This window comes from Paracerasibacillus soli, from assembly GCF_042432965.1.
In the GTDB taxonomy this organism is placed as follows: domain Bacteria; phylum Bacillota; class Bacilli; order Bacillales; family Amphibacillaceae; genus Paracerasibacillus; species Paracerasibacillus soli.
The window spans coordinates 91,290-105,658 of the sequence record NZ_JBHLWL010000061.1; the positions used below are offsets into that span (position 1 = coordinate 91,290).

Genomic DNA, 14,369 nt, shown 5'->3' on the forward strand with positions numbered 1-14,369 from the left:
CGAGGTGTTTATTGATGAAACATATTCCATGTGCTTTAACGATTGCTGGTTCTGATCCAAGTGGTGGGGCAGGTATACAGGCTGATTTAAAAACCTTTCAAGAATTACAATCATACGGGATGTCTGTCATTACCTCTTTAACTGCGCAAAATACAACAGGTGTTCAGGGTGTTTACCACATTCCCACTGATATGATTGAACAACAGCTCACATCTATTATGAATGACATGCCAATCCATGCCTTTAAAACAGGCATGATTGCAAATGTTGACATGATGAAAGTCATAGAAAAAAGGGTTCCTGAGATTAATGCACCTTACATCATGGATCCTGTCATGGTTGCGACAAGTGGTGATCCACTTATTTCAACGCAAGCACAGCAATATTTATGTAACCATCTATTACCATTGGCGACTGTTGTCACACCAAATATTCCAGAAGCTGAAACAATCATTGGCGAAAAAATTAATACGGAAGACGACATGAAAGAAGCAGCGATACAAATTGTGAAACATTACGGTGCACAAGCCGCTCTCATAAAAGGTGGACATATAAAAGGTGATGCTGTTGATTTTCTGTATGATGGGAACAACATGTTTACTTTTTCCGCACAGCGAATTGAAACTAAAAATTCACATGGTACTGGCTGTACACTATCAGCTGCCATAACGGCATTTTTAGCACAAGGTGCATCTTTCTATGATGCTGTAAAAAGATCGAAAACTTATATTACATTGGCTATCAAACATTCACTTCCACTTGGCAACGGAAGCGGCCCAACGAATCACTGGGCACCACGAATAAACGAAACAACAAAATTGGAGGAGATCAAATCATGAATCAAGCAATCATCCATCAAGTTCGTGAAAAGAACCCACTCATTCATCATTTAACGAATGAAGTTACGATGAATTTTGTCGCTGATGGACTACTTTCTTTTGGTGGTAGTCCAGTTATGGCAAAAGCACTGGAAGAAGTAGATGAAATGACATCCCACTCTAATGGCGTATTCATTAACATCGGAACTCCTACAGAAAAAGACCTTCCAGCTATGATAGCAGCCGGGAAAACTGCTAATAAATATGGTATTCCTGTTGTTATTGATCCAGTTGGTATAGCAGCTACATCTTATCGAGCAAATTATATTCATCAAGTTTTATCTAAAGTAAAGCCAACTGTTATTAAAGGAAATGCGGGAGAAATCGCTTATCTAGCCGATACACCTTGGGAAGTAAAAGGTGTCGATTCATTAGGGGATGAAAGCGCGATAGATATTGCACGTAAAGTAGCAAACAAATATGAAACAGCTGTTGTCGTTACCGGAAAAACGGATATCATCTGCACCAAAAATAAAGTCTCTGAAAATATAACAGGACATCCTTATTTAACAAAAGTTACAGGCGGTGGATGCCTATTAGGTTCTGTGATAACAGCATGTCTCGCAACGGAAGCTTCCATTGATGATCAGCTACTAACTGCTGTCAGTTTTTATGGTTTGGCTGCAAACTATGCAACCTCGCTTCAACAAGTTACTGGACCAGGATCATTTAAATCCGCATTTATTGACGCACTCTCTTACGATATAAATAAACTGAAAGGATGATAAACTATGTGTGCTATCAAACATAGACTAAGAAAGTATTTGATTATGGGTAGCCAGGATTGTCATCGCGACCCCAAAGACATATTAACAGAGGCCATTGCGGCTGGAATTACCGCCTTTCAATACCGTGAAAAAGGACCAGGTTCACTTCGCGGAGATCACCAAGTAGAGCTTGGAAGACAGCTAAGGAAGGCTTGTTATGAGCATGATATACTTTTTATTGTGAATGACGATGTTCATCTAGCGAAATTACTGGATGCAGATGGACTTCATATCGGACAAAATGACATTTCCGTTGAGAAGGCTCGGACATTATTTCCTAACAAAATTATTGGTCTATCCGTTTCTAATACCACAGAGGTAGACCAGAGTCCCATGCATTTAGTAGACTACATAGGCGCAGGGCCTATTTTTAAAACAGCCACAAAACCAGATAAAAAGCCTGTCGGTATCCAATGGATTAAAACATTACGAGCTGAATTTCCGACTATCCCTATCGTAGGAATTGGCGGAATAAATATAGTAAATGCAACTTCAGTCATTCACGCTGGTGCTGATGGCGTTGCATGTATTACCGCAGTTACACAGGGAGATCCTATAAAAGAGGTAGTTGCGCAGTTATAAGAAAAAACACCAAAAATTGTGGTAAATCTCTCATATATACAAATGATATTTTTTACGGTTTATTGCTTTTTTTATCATTCCTTTTGGTATATCCTATTTATATGTTAGAAATCAAAGACAAAATGCACAGACTTATGGGGGTAACAGCTATGACAATGAAGAAAACACTTACCTTAGCTGGTTCAGATTCCAGTGGCGGGGCAGGTATTCAAGCAGACTTAAAAACATTTCAAGAACATAATGTGTACGGCATGACTGCCTTAACATCAATCGTTACCATGAATCCAGAACAAAATTGGAGTCACGGCGTATATCCAATTGATGTCACGATTGTCGAAGAACAACTTAACACCATTTTATCCGTTGGTATCGATGCGATGAAAACAGGTATGCTCGGATCTGTTGAGATTATTAATTTAGGCGCCCGTAAAATTGATGAGTTTCACTTAGATAAGGTTGTCATTGATCCTGTCATGGTTTGCAAAGGTGAAGATGAAGTATTACAGCCAGAAAATACCGATGCGATGCGTGAATTATTACTTCCACGGGCACTCATTACAACACCAAACTTATTTGAAGCTGGACAATTAGCACAGACTGGTCCAATCAAATCGATTGATGACATGAGACATGCAGCTGTAAAAATTCATGAATTAGGTGTAAAAAATGTTGTCATTAAAGGTGGCAAGGCGTTAGATCATGAGAAGGCACTAGACTTATTTTATGATGGAACAGAATTTACACTTCTTGAGGAAGATAAAATAGATACAACATACAATCATGGTGCAGGCTGTACGTTTGCCGCAGCTATTACCGCAAATTTAGCACTTGGAAAAACTGTAAAAGATTCAGTCACAGCAGCAAAACTATTTACAACAGCAGCAATTAAACATGGCTGGAAATTAAATCAATATGTCGGCCCAGTTATGCATGGTGCATATCACAAGTAAACTTTCATCAAAAGTCATGAATCGATATTTCGGTTCATGACTTTTTTGATTTATAATCTCCCTACTCTTTACTAAAAAAGCATCCTGAACTAGCAAGCCACAAGCCAGCTAAGCCCTTTATGAATGAAGAAAAAATTATTCTTCCTAATACTACTAAAATGGTATATAATTCTAAAGTTAATACTTTTTTTCTATCAAATTGATGGGCTAGAAACATGCTACGTAGAAAAGACAGGATATGGTTTCGCGGACATGAAAAAAGAGGGTCATAGACTCATATCCGTTGCATCGGGTCCTATCTCTAACGAAGAGCAACTTTCAAATACGAATAAAATTACGAACTTGTAGCTTATATAAACCTACTAAAATAATATGAAATAGTTCCATCTTATAAAGGAGATGCTAAATAAACGATGAAACAGCCACTCATTTCTTTTATTATACCTGCCTACAATGAAGCTGTTAACATTTCTTCTGTTTTTCAAGAAATCACAAAAGAAATGAGTAAACAATCTACTTATAACTATGAAGTTATTTATGTAGATGATGGTAGTACGGATGATACTTTACACTTTCTACAACAACTCACACAATTCCATCCACAAGTAAAATATATTTCGTTTACGAGAAACTTTGGTAAGGAAGCAGCTATCTTTGCTGGGCTTCAACATGCAAAAGGAAATGCGGTTATTATGATGGATGCTGACTTGCAACATCCTCCCACACTTATCCATGATTTCTTGGCTGGTTTTGAAGAGGGATATGATCAAGTTATTGCAAAGCGTGACCGAACCGGAGACTCAAAAGTACGCTCTTTTCTATCATCATTATATTATCGCATTGTAAACAAGGTTGTAGATGTAAACCTTACAGATGGTGAAGGTGACTTTCGCCTTTTAAGTCGCAAGGCAGTTCAATCTTTACTCTCATTAAGTGAAGGCAATCGCTTTTCAAAAGGGTTTTATTCTTGGATTGGACTTGATTGTAAAATTGTAACGTATCAAAATGTAACGCGTAAAAACGGTCAAACCAAATGGTCATTAGCAAAATTATTTAATTATGGCCTAGATGGTATCTTTTCATTTAATCAAAAGCCATTACGCTTTTGTTTTTATTTAGGATTTTTCATCTTAAGTATTTCATTATTATACATTCTATTTATTCTCGTGGATATTATGTTACATGGTATTTCTGTGCCAGGCTATTTTACGGTTATTTCTGCGGTTCTATTCTTGGGTGGCATTCAATTAGTCAGCCTTGGAATAATTGGTGAATATATTGGCCGAATATACTTTGAAACAAAAAAACGACCACATTATTTAGTTAAATATACAAATATTGAACATAAGGAAATCGGTGAACATCATGCGGTACATTAAACCTGAATTTATTAAATTTGCAATCGTTGGCTGCGTGAATACAGTTAACTACTATGGCATCTATTTACTCTGCTTACACGTTTTTCATTTTCACTATTTTTATGCACATATCATTGGGTTTATTTTAAGTATGATTGGCTCGTTCTTTTTGAATGTGTATTTTACGTATCGTGTAAAACCAACGTGGAAAAAGTTCCTTCAATTTCCATTAACCCAAGTTGTGAATACAGTAGTTTCCACAGCGCTATTGTTTATTTTAGTGGAGATGGCACATATTAGTAGTAGTCTAGCACCTATCATTGCCATGTTCTTCACCGTTCCAATTACATTTGTTGTGACAGGGAGAATTTTAAAAACAGCATGATGAATAAAATATTAAATCCTCAAGATAACCTGAAAATAAAATACGAACAAAGCCAATGGAAATCCTTACTTATCTTTAGTTTTATTGTCGCTTTGTTCGCGCATTTGTTTTTTATAATAAAATGGCTAGATGGTAGCTATTTAATTGGCATAGGTGATGGTGTTTCACAAATGCTACCTTTTAAAAAGTTACTATATGATGAATATACAAGTGGTAACTTTTTTTATTCTTGGAAATTCGGTATGGGTGGAGGTACTTATTCTGAATTAGGATATTACTTCTCTACATCCATTGTTTATTTATGTACCGTTGTGCTCACATATATGTTGGAGTTTTTTCACATTATCCAACACCCAACCATTTCATATTGGGCGGATATGATGTTATTTATGAGCATTATTCGGATGACGTTCATCATCTTCATCACAACCCGTTTCTTCATGTATTTAAAAATAGACAAGTTCCCTGCTTTTATTGGAGCTATTCTTTACGGAACAAGTATCATCTATTTTCGGCATGTTGTATACTGGGAATTTTTTGCGGATGCAATGCTATGGTTCCCTTTACTTCTCATTGGTGTTGAGAAAATAATAAGGGAAAAAAAATCAGGTTTATTCATATTAGCAGTGGCCATTCATCTATTTAATAATTTCTATTTTGCATATATTAGCTTTTTATTAGCCTTTATTTATATTATTTTCCGCTGGATGATTCCGTTAAGTAAAAATGAGACGAGTATCGTAAAGCAAATAAAAACTTACTTAATTGGTGGTATCGTTGGGTTTGGTATGAGTGCTGTGTCGTTCATTCCAGCTGTTTATGGCTTCCTCAACAATTATCGCCCGGATTATAAACAATCCATTCATCTACTTGGATTTCCAGATAATATTTTACTAAATGGCCGGGTCATCCTAATTCCGACGATTGCTTTACTTTGTTTATTTTTATTTAGCCAGTATAAGCAGCGGATATTTCGCTTCTTCGCCCTTTTATTGTTATTATCGTTCGTCATGCACTATAGCCCCATTGTTGCTAGTGTATTTAACGGCTTTTCTGCACCCCAATATCGTTGGGAATATTTTATGGCTCTCGTCGGGGCGGGGTTATGTGCAATTTCGTTACAATCGATTGCAGAACGAACGAAACGCGAAATGCTTATTTCACTAGCTGGCGTATGTATCCTCTACATGATTGGGTTGATTTTTAGTAGAAATAGTAGTCAATATATTGTGGTAGCTACCATCATAACAGTGTTAGCTTGGTTATTTGTAACTTATAAACGAAAAATGACCCGAATATTGTCTATTACAGTGATCATTATTGCCATTTTTATCGGGAATAGTTATCAACAAGTAAAGCTGAAAAATGCAGTCGTTTCTAAAGATTATTTAACGAGTGATGCCTATGATGGTAGTGCTCAGCATAAATTACTGGACAAAATAGCGCAGCAAGAACAAGATCCATTTTATCGTATCGATTGGATGAATGGCGTACGCAATAATACACCTATCATCCAAGACTTTCACGGCTTTAGTGTTTATTCCAGCATATTAAATAAACAATTGCTCTATTTTTATTTATTTGATTTAAACATTGACATGGGAAGAGAAAGCGTTAGCCGCTATGCAACATTAGGCGATCGTTCAAATCTTTATAGTTTACTCGGTGGTAAATATTACATGACGACAAAAGATGACCAGTCCATCCCATATCAATTTGAAAAACTGTATCAAATTGGAGATTACATCGCGTATAAAAATAACAATGCTTTACCGCCCGTGCGAACTACGGCAACAATTTTTGCAGAAAGTGATTTGGTAGAGGCAACTGCACTTGATAAGGAAAGAGCCATGCTAGAAGGTATCGTGATTAACGATAAAGTAGCTCCTATCCCAATCACACACGCTGAATCCTTTCAACAGGCTGAAAACATCATAAAAAAAGGACAAATAACAACGAATAACGCATCATATAAACATGATATTTTACAGGTTTATAACGGTGAAGGTGGATTAGATATAAACCTACATCATCTTCAACCGCAAACCGAAGACTTATACGTTTCCTTTCATATTGAAAGACTTGATAAAGATAAGGGCTATACACTTGCGGTAAATGATTATATCACAACTCGAAAGAAAAACACCTCCATTTACAAAACGGGTGTAAATGATATGACGGTACGCATTACAAAAAATTCACGGATTCACCTTCGTTTACCAGAAGGAATATATAAGCTTTCTAATTTAGCGCTTTATGAAGAATCATATGAAGCGCTAGCGGCTGAAAAACTACGAGATACACAAGATCAAGCCACCATTAAGAGATGGGAAAAAAATCAAGTTCATGCCCAGTATCTTAATAAGGAAAATGAGCGTTTCATATCTTTTGCCATACCTTATGAAAAAGGATGGCATGCATATCGAAATGGCAAACCTATTGATATTTTGGAAGTAAATTATGCTTTTATCGGTTTACCTTTAACGGAGGGAAACAATGACATTCAATTAGTCTATTATCCACCTTATTTCTTTTTATCATTATGGACTTCATTAGGAACTGTAGTCCTATTCATCCTAGTCAGATGTTACTTAAGAAGAAAGAAATCCTGTTAAAGTATTTATTACAGCGTAAGTGTACTTAAGTATAATTTCAATAAAAGATACACGAAACATTGTTTAACGAAGCTTGTAGAGAAAGTGTGCACGATTTTCTACAAGCTTTTTCTTACATTTACTATTTCCTAACAACGGATAACGCAACACATCAACTTAGTAGAGAATTAATTCCACACAACGTATTACTATTTTAGAAAAGAGAAAAAAGTACTTGCCAAAATAACAAATTAGATTTATTATAAATTAGTAACCAATTATTTTACATTAAATGTATATATGACATAAATCTCTGTTGCGATTTGAAAAAGCAACATTATTTTTTAACCAGGTTTTGCCTTGGTGCAAATTAATTAGATAAGGAAACACTTTTGTGAGGTGATAAATATGAGTGCCCATGCACAACAAAAAGATAACCATTCATGGATTCAGAAAAGTTCACATGTCAGTTTAGAAGAAGTTAATAATTCCGTACGTATTCCAGAAAAGGCAGGATTTTGGAGAAAGTTTTTTGCGTTCGCTGGACCTGGTTCACTCGTTGCGGTTGGATATGTTGATCCTGGTAACTGGGCAACATCGATTGCAGGTGGCGCTCGATTTGGATATACATTATTATTTGTAATATTAATTGCCAACTTAGCAGCGATGTTACTTCAATCTCTTGCAGCTAAACTTGGGATTGTGACTGGTCGTGACTTAGCACAGGCGACTCGAGAAGCTACAGGGATAAAAACAGCAATCGTACTATGGTTACTTACCGAACTAGCTATTATCGCGACAGATTTAGCAGAAGTTATCGGTTCAGCCATTGCCCTAAATTTACTTTTTAAGATTCCTTTACTAGTTGGGATTATAATTACAACACTTGACGTTATTTTGTTATTATTATTACAGAAAAGGGGCTTCCGTATCATTGAATCAATCGTCATCGTTCTGATGGTTACAATTTTCGGCGTTTTTGCCTTTGAAGTAATTGCTTCTCATCCAAATGTTGCAGCACTATTCGGTGGTTATATACCAAATACCGAAATTGTTACAAATCCTGACATGTTATTTATTTCACTCGGTATATTAGGTGCAACCGTGATGCCACATAATTTATATTTACATTCATCTATCGTGCAAACAAGACAGTATAAACGAACAAGTGAAGGAAAAAGAGAAGCACTTAAATTTTCCGTGTTAGATTCTACTTTTTCGCTAACCATTGCATTTATCATTAACTCCGCCATATTAATTCTTGGTGCAGCTGCTTTTTATGGAACAGGTTTGAATGTATCAGAAATAGAAGCTGCTTATGAATTGCTTAGTCCGACATTAGGTATCGGAATTGCAAGTACGTTATTTGCTGTAGCACTTTTAGCATCTGGACAAAACTCAACCATTACTGGTACATTAACCGGACAAATTGTCATGGAAGGATTTATTCATTTAAGAATTTCTCCATGGCTACGTCGCCTTATCACCCGATTGATTGCAGTCATTCCAGCCTTTATTGTGACGTGGATTGCAGGTGCGAAAGGTACTGGTGATCTATTACTTTGGAGCCAAGTGATTTTGAGTTTACAGCTCCCATTTGCTATTGTTCCATTGGTTATGTTTACAAGTAGCAAAAAGCGAATGGGGGAATTTGTAAATAGTAAATGGATTACAGTACTAGCATGGATTGTAACAGCTGTGATTATCGTCTTAAATGTATTCCTTGTTGGATATATTTTTGTAACAGGACATGATTTAGGATAAACAGAAGGAAAGGGACTCATCATTCTAATAGTCATCCCAAAAGTTAAATTCTTTACGCTTACTTTTGAGACCAGTACTAGTAAGTGAGTCCCTTATACTTTACAACTTCATTGATAAACGAATCATATCATGGCATGGTATACCATTTTCTACAATTTCCTCTACATAATTTCTTGAAAAATAGTCTATATCAATGCCTACCATTCTAAAACCACATTTTTGATAAAGGGCTAGTTGTCCAATACTAGAATTTCCAGTACCTATTTCTACGTATTCGTACCCATACTTTCGTGCTTTTGTAACAGCATCCATTACAAGTTGTTTGCCAATACCTTTATTCTGATATTGTTCTGCCACGGCAATATTCATGATTTCGATTATGTTTGGTTTGATGGAAAGCAGCACATAGGCGCCAATAAGCTCTTTATTATTTTCTGCTACAAAACAGGTACCCTTCCTTAAATAATCATTTACCTTTTCGCTTGAGGGATCAGCTAATAGCAATAAGTTCATTGGTGCATGTTCATCATGACGTAATCTTCTTATCTTCAAAATATCTCCCTCCATTACATTTCAATATTTTACAAGGTAAGTTTTTCCCACTCCGTTCTCCATAAATTCCATGGATACATATTTGGAGGATTGGAGATATAAGTATTTAAATCCTTTTTTGTCGGATGCTGGAACGCAAGCTGATAAGACCATAGTGCAATTTGCTGGCCTACTTGATTAACTTTTTGGCCATATTTTTGGTCCCCATAAATCGGAAAGCCACTCGTTGCCAATTGTACTCGAATTTGATGAGGCCTTCCGGTGTGTAACTGCACCCTTAATAAACTAAGCCCTTCTCTACTAGCAAGCACCTCATAATCCAAAATGGCCTCTTTTCCCTTCTTGTCTCCAGGACCCGTCGTATACACTTTATTTTCCCGTTTATTTTTATATAAATAATGTTTTAATCTTCCTTGTTTCCTTTTTGGTGTGCCTCGTACGACAACAACATAGTGACGATAAACTTCTTGTCTCCGTAACTTGTCAGAAATTCGCGATGCTGCCTTTGATGTTTTAGCAAAAACCATTGCACCACCAACTGGCTGATCTAAGCGATGAACAAGACCTAAGTACACATTACCTGGTTTTTGATATCTAATTTTTATATCCTCTTTTAAAATTGTTAACAAGTCCTTCTCCCGTGATTGGTCTGCTTGTACAGGAACATTAACTGGTTTTTCAACTACAAGTATATGATTATCCTCGTACAAAATTGTTATATTCATAGATTGTAAAAACTCCTCATATGTATTACCCCCATCATAACATGAAAATAAAAGGGTGTTTTTAAAAACTTTGGGATGTATCACTCTAGCAAAATATGATAGCTTAGAATTCTACTTCCACCCATTTACGTACACTATTAATAAACCAAACCTTTGAACACATTTCTAAGTCTTGTATGGTTAACCTTTTTTCTTCAATTTCCCCTCTTGCTAATAAATATTCACGATAAGTTCCTGGCAAAAGGCCACTATCCAATTTTGGTGTGTAGTAGTTTCCATCCATTTCCACCACAATATTTCCCATTGTAAATTCCGTTATTTCCCCATGTTCATTCCATAAAAGTACATCAAACAGTGTGGGATGTTCACTTTTAAATCTATCATACAGGTCACGGTTTGTCGTTTTATGTCGCAAAAAGATCTCATGCTTTTGAATTGATTTTCTGGCAACTGTTACCTTTTTCACTTCTGTAATGGGGGAAATAACTTCTCCTTCAACCGATACATCACCATGATGTGAAACAAGTAATCTTACCTTCATTGTATTTTCCTTATTTTTCTTCGCATAATTGAGCAAGGAGTTTTCAATCGTATCGCGACTCACTTGATAGTTAAAGTAATCAGCAGACTGTAGCAGTCTATTCATGTGATTATCAATTAAAAAATAAGTGCCTTTTTCCAATCGCAAGCTTTCTAGCAACTGAAAATCTTGCTTATTTTGTTCAAGCACAGCAGCTTTTGTTAATATTTCCTCATATTCCTCATTCACATTTGAGTTAATTGTAATACCGCCACCTACACCGTATTCCGCTTCTCCTGTATCTTCTTGGATTACAACTGTTCGAATCGGTACGTTAAATGTCATGTTTCCATCTGGTGAAATGAATCCGATTGCCCCACAATAAACTCCCCGTGGACTTGACTCCACTTCCGCAATAATGTCCATCGTCTGTCCTTTAGGGTTACCTGTAATAGACCCACTCGGAAATAAGGCACGGAAAATATCAATAATTGATGCATCCTCCCGCAATTCTCCTTCAACCGTGGAGGTCATTTGATAAACAGTAGGATATGTTTCAATATCAAAAAGACTCGTTGCCGTGACGCTTCCGTGCTTAGATACCTTGTTTAAATCATGTTTTAATAATTCAACTGTTAACTTGTTCTCCAGTTTATTTTTATCCGACTGCTGCAACCAAGCATAAGAAGCCTCATCCTCAGCTTTTGTTTTCCCACGCTTTGCTGTTCCAGCCATGGGGCGGGTAATCATTTTACCATCTTGAATTTTAAAGAATAATTCCGGTGAAGCTGATAATATCCGCCTTTCATCTGTTTTCAAGTAGCACGTATAATTCGCCAATTGTGACTGTGTCAGTTGCCTAAAATAAGCAAAATCATCCCCTACAAAATGAGCACCTAACCGTATCGTATAGTTTACTTGATTTGTTTTATGATCGTGAATATATTGCATCACCTTATCGAAATTCTTACTGTATGTATCAAAGGGAATTTTCGGCTGCCAGTCCGTTATAGCAAATGATGTCTTTCGATGTGTTGGTAGATCACCTGGTTCCGTAAATAACCCAAACCAGAGTAACGGTTCAACTGTAGGCTGAATTTGTGATATTTTTATTTGAGAATGAAAAGCAAAAGATGCTTCATAAGCCATGTATCCAGCTGCATAATACCCCTCTTTCATTGCTTGCTGTATCCTTTCTAAACTTGGTAATATTTGCTCTGGCGTTCTAGCAATTACAACTTCGTGTGGATTAGAAAAGCAAACCGGTTGTATTTTATTTTCCCTATTCGGAAATTCAAAATAACATACTGGGCCATGTAAATCTTGAAAGCTTGTTAACAAAATAATCTCCCCAAAGTGTAAGTATTGGCATTTTAGCTGTAGCGCGTTATTCTCTGTGCAAAGATCTATTTACTAGTTCCCATTTCAAGCACTATCATCATATTTAACATTACTGTTCATTATAACAGGAGAAGTCTAATATGTTATGGAAAATAAAAATTAGAAATTCATGCTGTCCGCCTTGGGGGGGATATTCATGTAGAAAAGAGGGGCTTACGCTTGTTTGTATGTTTTATCATCTTTTGGCTAAAAATAGCAAATAACAACTAAAATGGAGTGAACCAAATGATTAAACTACAAACAGAACTAGAAGGAAAACAAGCATACTTTGGTCATATGCAAAACTTATTAAGAGAATACGGTTTTGTAATTTCAGGTAATTGGGAATACGACAAAGGAAAATTTGATGCAGTGTTATGGCGTGATCAAGGCGAAACCATTTATCTCCGACTACCTTTTGATGTATTAAGCGGAGCGCTCGATCACCACGATGCTTTTATACAATTTCGAACGCCTTATGTCATTAAACATATCGTTCATGTTGGCCTTGATCGAGATGAAAACTCCTTACTATCAGCGACTGGTTTTAGTCAATTCCAAGAGCCTTTAGATCGTGATGGCAATATAATTAAAGAAAATAAATGGGAGCAAGCTGGCCTACAAACAATACAAAACGTCATTTATAAAATGGAAAAAAGTTCTTGAGGGGTGATTCCCCCTCAAGCAGTTACTGTAGATTCTGTTACGGTTAGGGTGTTGTTTATTGTGTCTAAATTAACTGTTGCACCAATTGGAATAGCTGCTTTATAAAATCCATGTCCTGAAGCAACATTTGTCATGAGTGGTTTCCCCAGAGGTACGATAACGGCATTTATTAAATCCTCATATGTCGTGTGATAAGCCTCTGGGCAATTTGTACATTCTCCCATCACAATACCGAGACAATCATCAAATTTCCCCGCAAGTTTTAATTGGTTGATATACCGGAAAACAGTATTGATAGGCTCACTCGTCTCCTCTAATAATATTATTTTACCCTTCGTATCGATTTCATAAGGTGTTCCAAGTGAACCGACAAATGACGTTAAATTTCCCCCAACTATTGGACCAGTTACATTACCAGATACCCGACTGATTTGTGGCATGTTCGGCGGATTCTCGATTTGCCTTCGAGAAGTAACATTTGAAGTGGCACTAAAAAATTGATTGTAATTATATGCTGGCGTTACGGGAGAAAAATCAAGGAGTAGCAAACTGTGTAACGTTATTAAATTAGCTTGTTGAGCAAGAACATTTAATAAAATTGTAATATCGCTATAACCCGATATAATTTTAGGGTGGTTTTGAATAAATGCATAATCCAAGTAAGGTAAAATTTCTGCAACACCTACACCACCTCGTGTTGGCAAAATCATATCTACATTATCATTTGTAAACATATCCATGAGATCTTTTGCACGCATTTGAGCTGACCCTGCAAGAAACCCTGTCTCCGCATATACCGAATTACCAACAACAACATGAAAACCTAGTTGTCGCAAGGTCGCAATTCCAGCATTTATTGTTTGCGCTGCTAATGGACTACCAAGTGTGACTAAACCAATTGTATCACCCGATCGCAACATCGGTGGCTTTATTGGCATCTTTATACACCTCACAAGTTCTTTCGTCTATTCATACGATATTCAATTGTATGGAAACTTGTTAGTGTAAATCCATAAGAAAATGTATCTGACTAAAAAATTCTACTTCATTTCAAAACAACCCACACACAAAGCAAAGAGCAACCATAAGATACATTAACCTAGTTAAGGAGGTGCTTTTTTTATGGGTAAAGGTACAGGTGGAGGAGCTGGATCTGGTTATGGGTCTGGTTTCGCTTTGATTGTTGTTTTATTTATCCTTCTCATCATTGTCGGAACTTCTTACGTAGGCAACTATGGCGGAGGTGGC

Annotated in this window: 13 protein-coding genes and 1 pseudogene; 10 read left to right on the forward strand and 4 right to left on the reverse strand. The window is 36.4% G+C overall.

The window, feature by feature from the left end; genetic code table 11:
* Nucleotides 1-14 precede the first annotated feature (14 nt).
* The 8 genes from thiD to ACFFIS_RS15015 all read left to right on the forward strand — a co-directional run bounded on the left by thiD (nucleotide 15) and on the right by ACFFIS_RS15015 (nucleotide 9,278).
* Nucleotides 15-839 (forward strand): bifunctional hydroxymethylpyrimidine kinase/phosphomethylpyrimidine kinase, encoded by an 825-nt coding sequence (gene thiD / locus ACFFIS_RS14980; RefSeq protein ID WP_320381142.1) that lies wholly within the window; start codon nucleotides 15-17, stop codon nucleotides 837-839.
* Complete coding sequence (gene thiM, locus ACFFIS_RS14985; RefSeq protein ID WP_320381141.1) at nucleotides 836-1,603, forward strand: hydroxyethylthiazole kinase; 768 nt, start codon at nucleotides 836-838, stop codon at nucleotides 1,601-1,603. Before thiD ends, thiM begins: the two co-directional genes overlap by 4 nt.
* A gap of 6 nt (nucleotides 1,604-1,609) precedes the next feature.
* Nucleotides 1,610-2,227 carry a thiamine phosphate synthase gene (gene thiE, locus ACFFIS_RS14990; RefSeq protein ID WP_390188186.1) on the forward strand — a complete coding sequence of 206 codons (618 nt, stop codon included), beginning with the start codon at nucleotides 1,610-1,612 and terminating at the stop codon, nucleotides 2,225-2,227.
* 149 nt (nucleotides 2,228-2,376) lie between these two features.
* Entirely contained in the window at nucleotides 2,377-3,177 is an 801-nt protein-coding gene (pdxK, locus tag ACFFIS_RS14995) for a pyridoxine/pyridoxal/pyridoxamine kinase (RefSeq protein ID WP_390188187.1), read from the forward strand.
* Nucleotides 3,178-3,590: 413 nt separating this feature from the next.
* Nucleotides 3,591-4,556, forward strand: a complete 966-nt coding sequence (locus ACFFIS_RS15000; protein WP_390188188.1) for a glycosyltransferase family 2 protein — start codon at nucleotides 3,591-3,593, stop codon at nucleotides 4,554-4,556.
* Nucleotides 4,543-4,920 (forward strand): GtrA family protein, encoded by a 378-nt coding sequence (locus ACFFIS_RS15005; RefSeq protein ID WP_320381138.1) that lies wholly within the window; start codon nucleotides 4,543-4,545, stop codon nucleotides 4,918-4,920. Before ACFFIS_RS15000 ends, ACFFIS_RS15005 begins: the two co-directional genes overlap by 14 nt.
* On the forward strand, nucleotides 4,917-7,535 hold the full coding sequence (locus ACFFIS_RS15010) for a YfhO family protein (protein WP_320381137.1): 2,619 nt from the start codon (nucleotides 4,917-4,919) through the stop codon (nucleotides 7,533-7,535). Before ACFFIS_RS15005 ends, ACFFIS_RS15010 begins: the two co-directional genes overlap by 4 nt.
* Nucleotides 7,536-7,922: 387 nt before the next feature.
* Complete coding sequence (locus tag ACFFIS_RS15015; RefSeq protein WP_320381135.1) at nucleotides 7,923-9,278, forward strand: Nramp family divalent metal transporter; 1,356 nt, start codon at nucleotides 7,923-7,925, stop codon at nucleotides 9,276-9,278.
* 99 nt (nucleotides 9,279-9,377) lie between these two features.
* Here the strand turns inward: ACFFIS_RS15015 and ACFFIS_RS15020 are convergent, their stop codons facing one another.
* From ACFFIS_RS15020 to ACFFIS_RS15030, 3 genes are all read right to left on the reverse strand, one after another.
* Nucleotides 9,378-9,830, reverse strand: a complete 453-nt coding sequence (locus tag ACFFIS_RS15020) for a GNAT family N-acetyltransferase (protein WP_320381134.1) — start codon at nucleotides 9,828-9,830, stop codon at nucleotides 9,378-9,380.
* A 29-nt stretch (nucleotides 9,831-9,859) separates the two neighbouring features.
* Nucleotides 9,860-10,555 carry an RluA family pseudouridine synthase gene (locus ACFFIS_RS15025; protein ID WP_320381133.1) on the reverse strand — a complete coding sequence of 232 codons (696 nt, stop codon included), beginning with the start codon at nucleotides 10,553-10,555 and terminating at the stop codon, nucleotides 9,860-9,862.
* A gap of 103 nt (nucleotides 10,556-10,658) precedes the next feature.
* Nucleotides 10,659-12,416, reverse strand: a complete 1,758-nt coding sequence (locus ACFFIS_RS15030) for a chorismate-binding protein (protein ID WP_390188189.1) — start codon at nucleotides 12,414-12,416, stop codon at nucleotides 10,659-10,661.
* 285 nt (nucleotides 12,417-12,701) lie between these two features.
* Between ACFFIS_RS15030 and ACFFIS_RS15035 the strand changes: the two genes are divergently transcribed.
* A complete protein-coding gene (locus ACFFIS_RS15035) occupies nucleotides 12,702-13,121 on the forward strand; it encodes a YugN family protein (RefSeq protein WP_320381129.1) in 420 nt (139 codons plus the stop codon).
* A gap of 14 nt (nucleotides 13,122-13,135) precedes the next feature.
* Here the strand turns inward: ACFFIS_RS15035 and ACFFIS_RS15040 are convergent, their stop codons facing one another.
* Complete coding sequence (locus ACFFIS_RS15040) at nucleotides 13,136-14,059, reverse strand: S66 peptidase family protein (RefSeq protein ID WP_390188190.1); 924 nt, start codon at nucleotides 14,057-14,059, stop codon at nucleotides 13,136-13,138.
* A gap of 184 nt (nucleotides 14,060-14,243) precedes the next feature.
* Here ACFFIS_RS15040 and ACFFIS_RS15045 point away from each other — a divergent pair.
* A pseudogene (locus ACFFIS_RS15045) lies at nucleotides 14,244-14,357 on the forward strand (YjcZ family sporulation protein); the annotation flags it as partial.
* Nucleotides 14,358-14,369: the final 12 nt, after the last annotated feature.

Bases quoted from the DNA above. Each gene is read 5' to 3' on its own strand.
- ACFFIS_RS15040 (WP_390188190.1), bottom strand. From the start codon at position 14,059: ATGCCAATAAAGCCACCGATGTTGCGATCGGGTGATACAATTGGTTTA.
- ACFFIS_RS15035 (WP_320381129.1), top strand. From the start codon at position 12,702: ATGATTAAACTACAAACAGAACTAGAAGGAAAACAAGCATACTTTGGT.
- ACFFIS_RS15000 (WP_390188188.1), top strand. From the start codon at position 3,591: ATGAAACAGCCACTCATTTCTTTTATTATACCTGCCTACAATGAAGCT.
- thiE (WP_390188186.1), top strand. From the start codon at position 1,610: ATGTGTGCTATCAAACATAGACTAAGAAAGTATTTGATTATGGGTAGC.
- thiM (WP_320381141.1), top strand. From the start codon at position 836: ATGAATCAAGCAATCATCCATCAAGTTCGTGAAAAGAACCCACTCATT.
- thiD (WP_320381142.1), top strand. From the start codon at position 15: ATGAAACATATTCCATGTGCTTTAACGATTGCTGGTTCTGATCCAAGT.
- ACFFIS_RS15005 (WP_320381138.1), top strand. From the start codon at position 4,543: ATGCGGTACATTAAACCTGAATTTATTAAATTTGCAATCGTTGGCTGC.
- ACFFIS_RS15025 (WP_320381133.1), bottom strand. From the start codon at position 10,555: ATGAATATAACAATTTTGTACGAGGATAATCATATACTTGTAGTTGAA.
- ACFFIS_RS15010 (WP_320381137.1), top strand. From the start codon at position 4,917: ATGATGAATAAAATATTAAATCCTCAAGATAACCTGAAAATAAAATAC.
- ACFFIS_RS15015 (WP_320381135.1), top strand. From the start codon at position 7,923: ATGAGTGCCCATGCACAACAAAAAGATAACCATTCATGGATTCAGAAA.
- pdxK (WP_390188187.1), top strand. From the start codon at position 2,377: ATGACAATGAAGAAAACACTTACCTTAGCTGGTTCAGATTCCAGTGGC.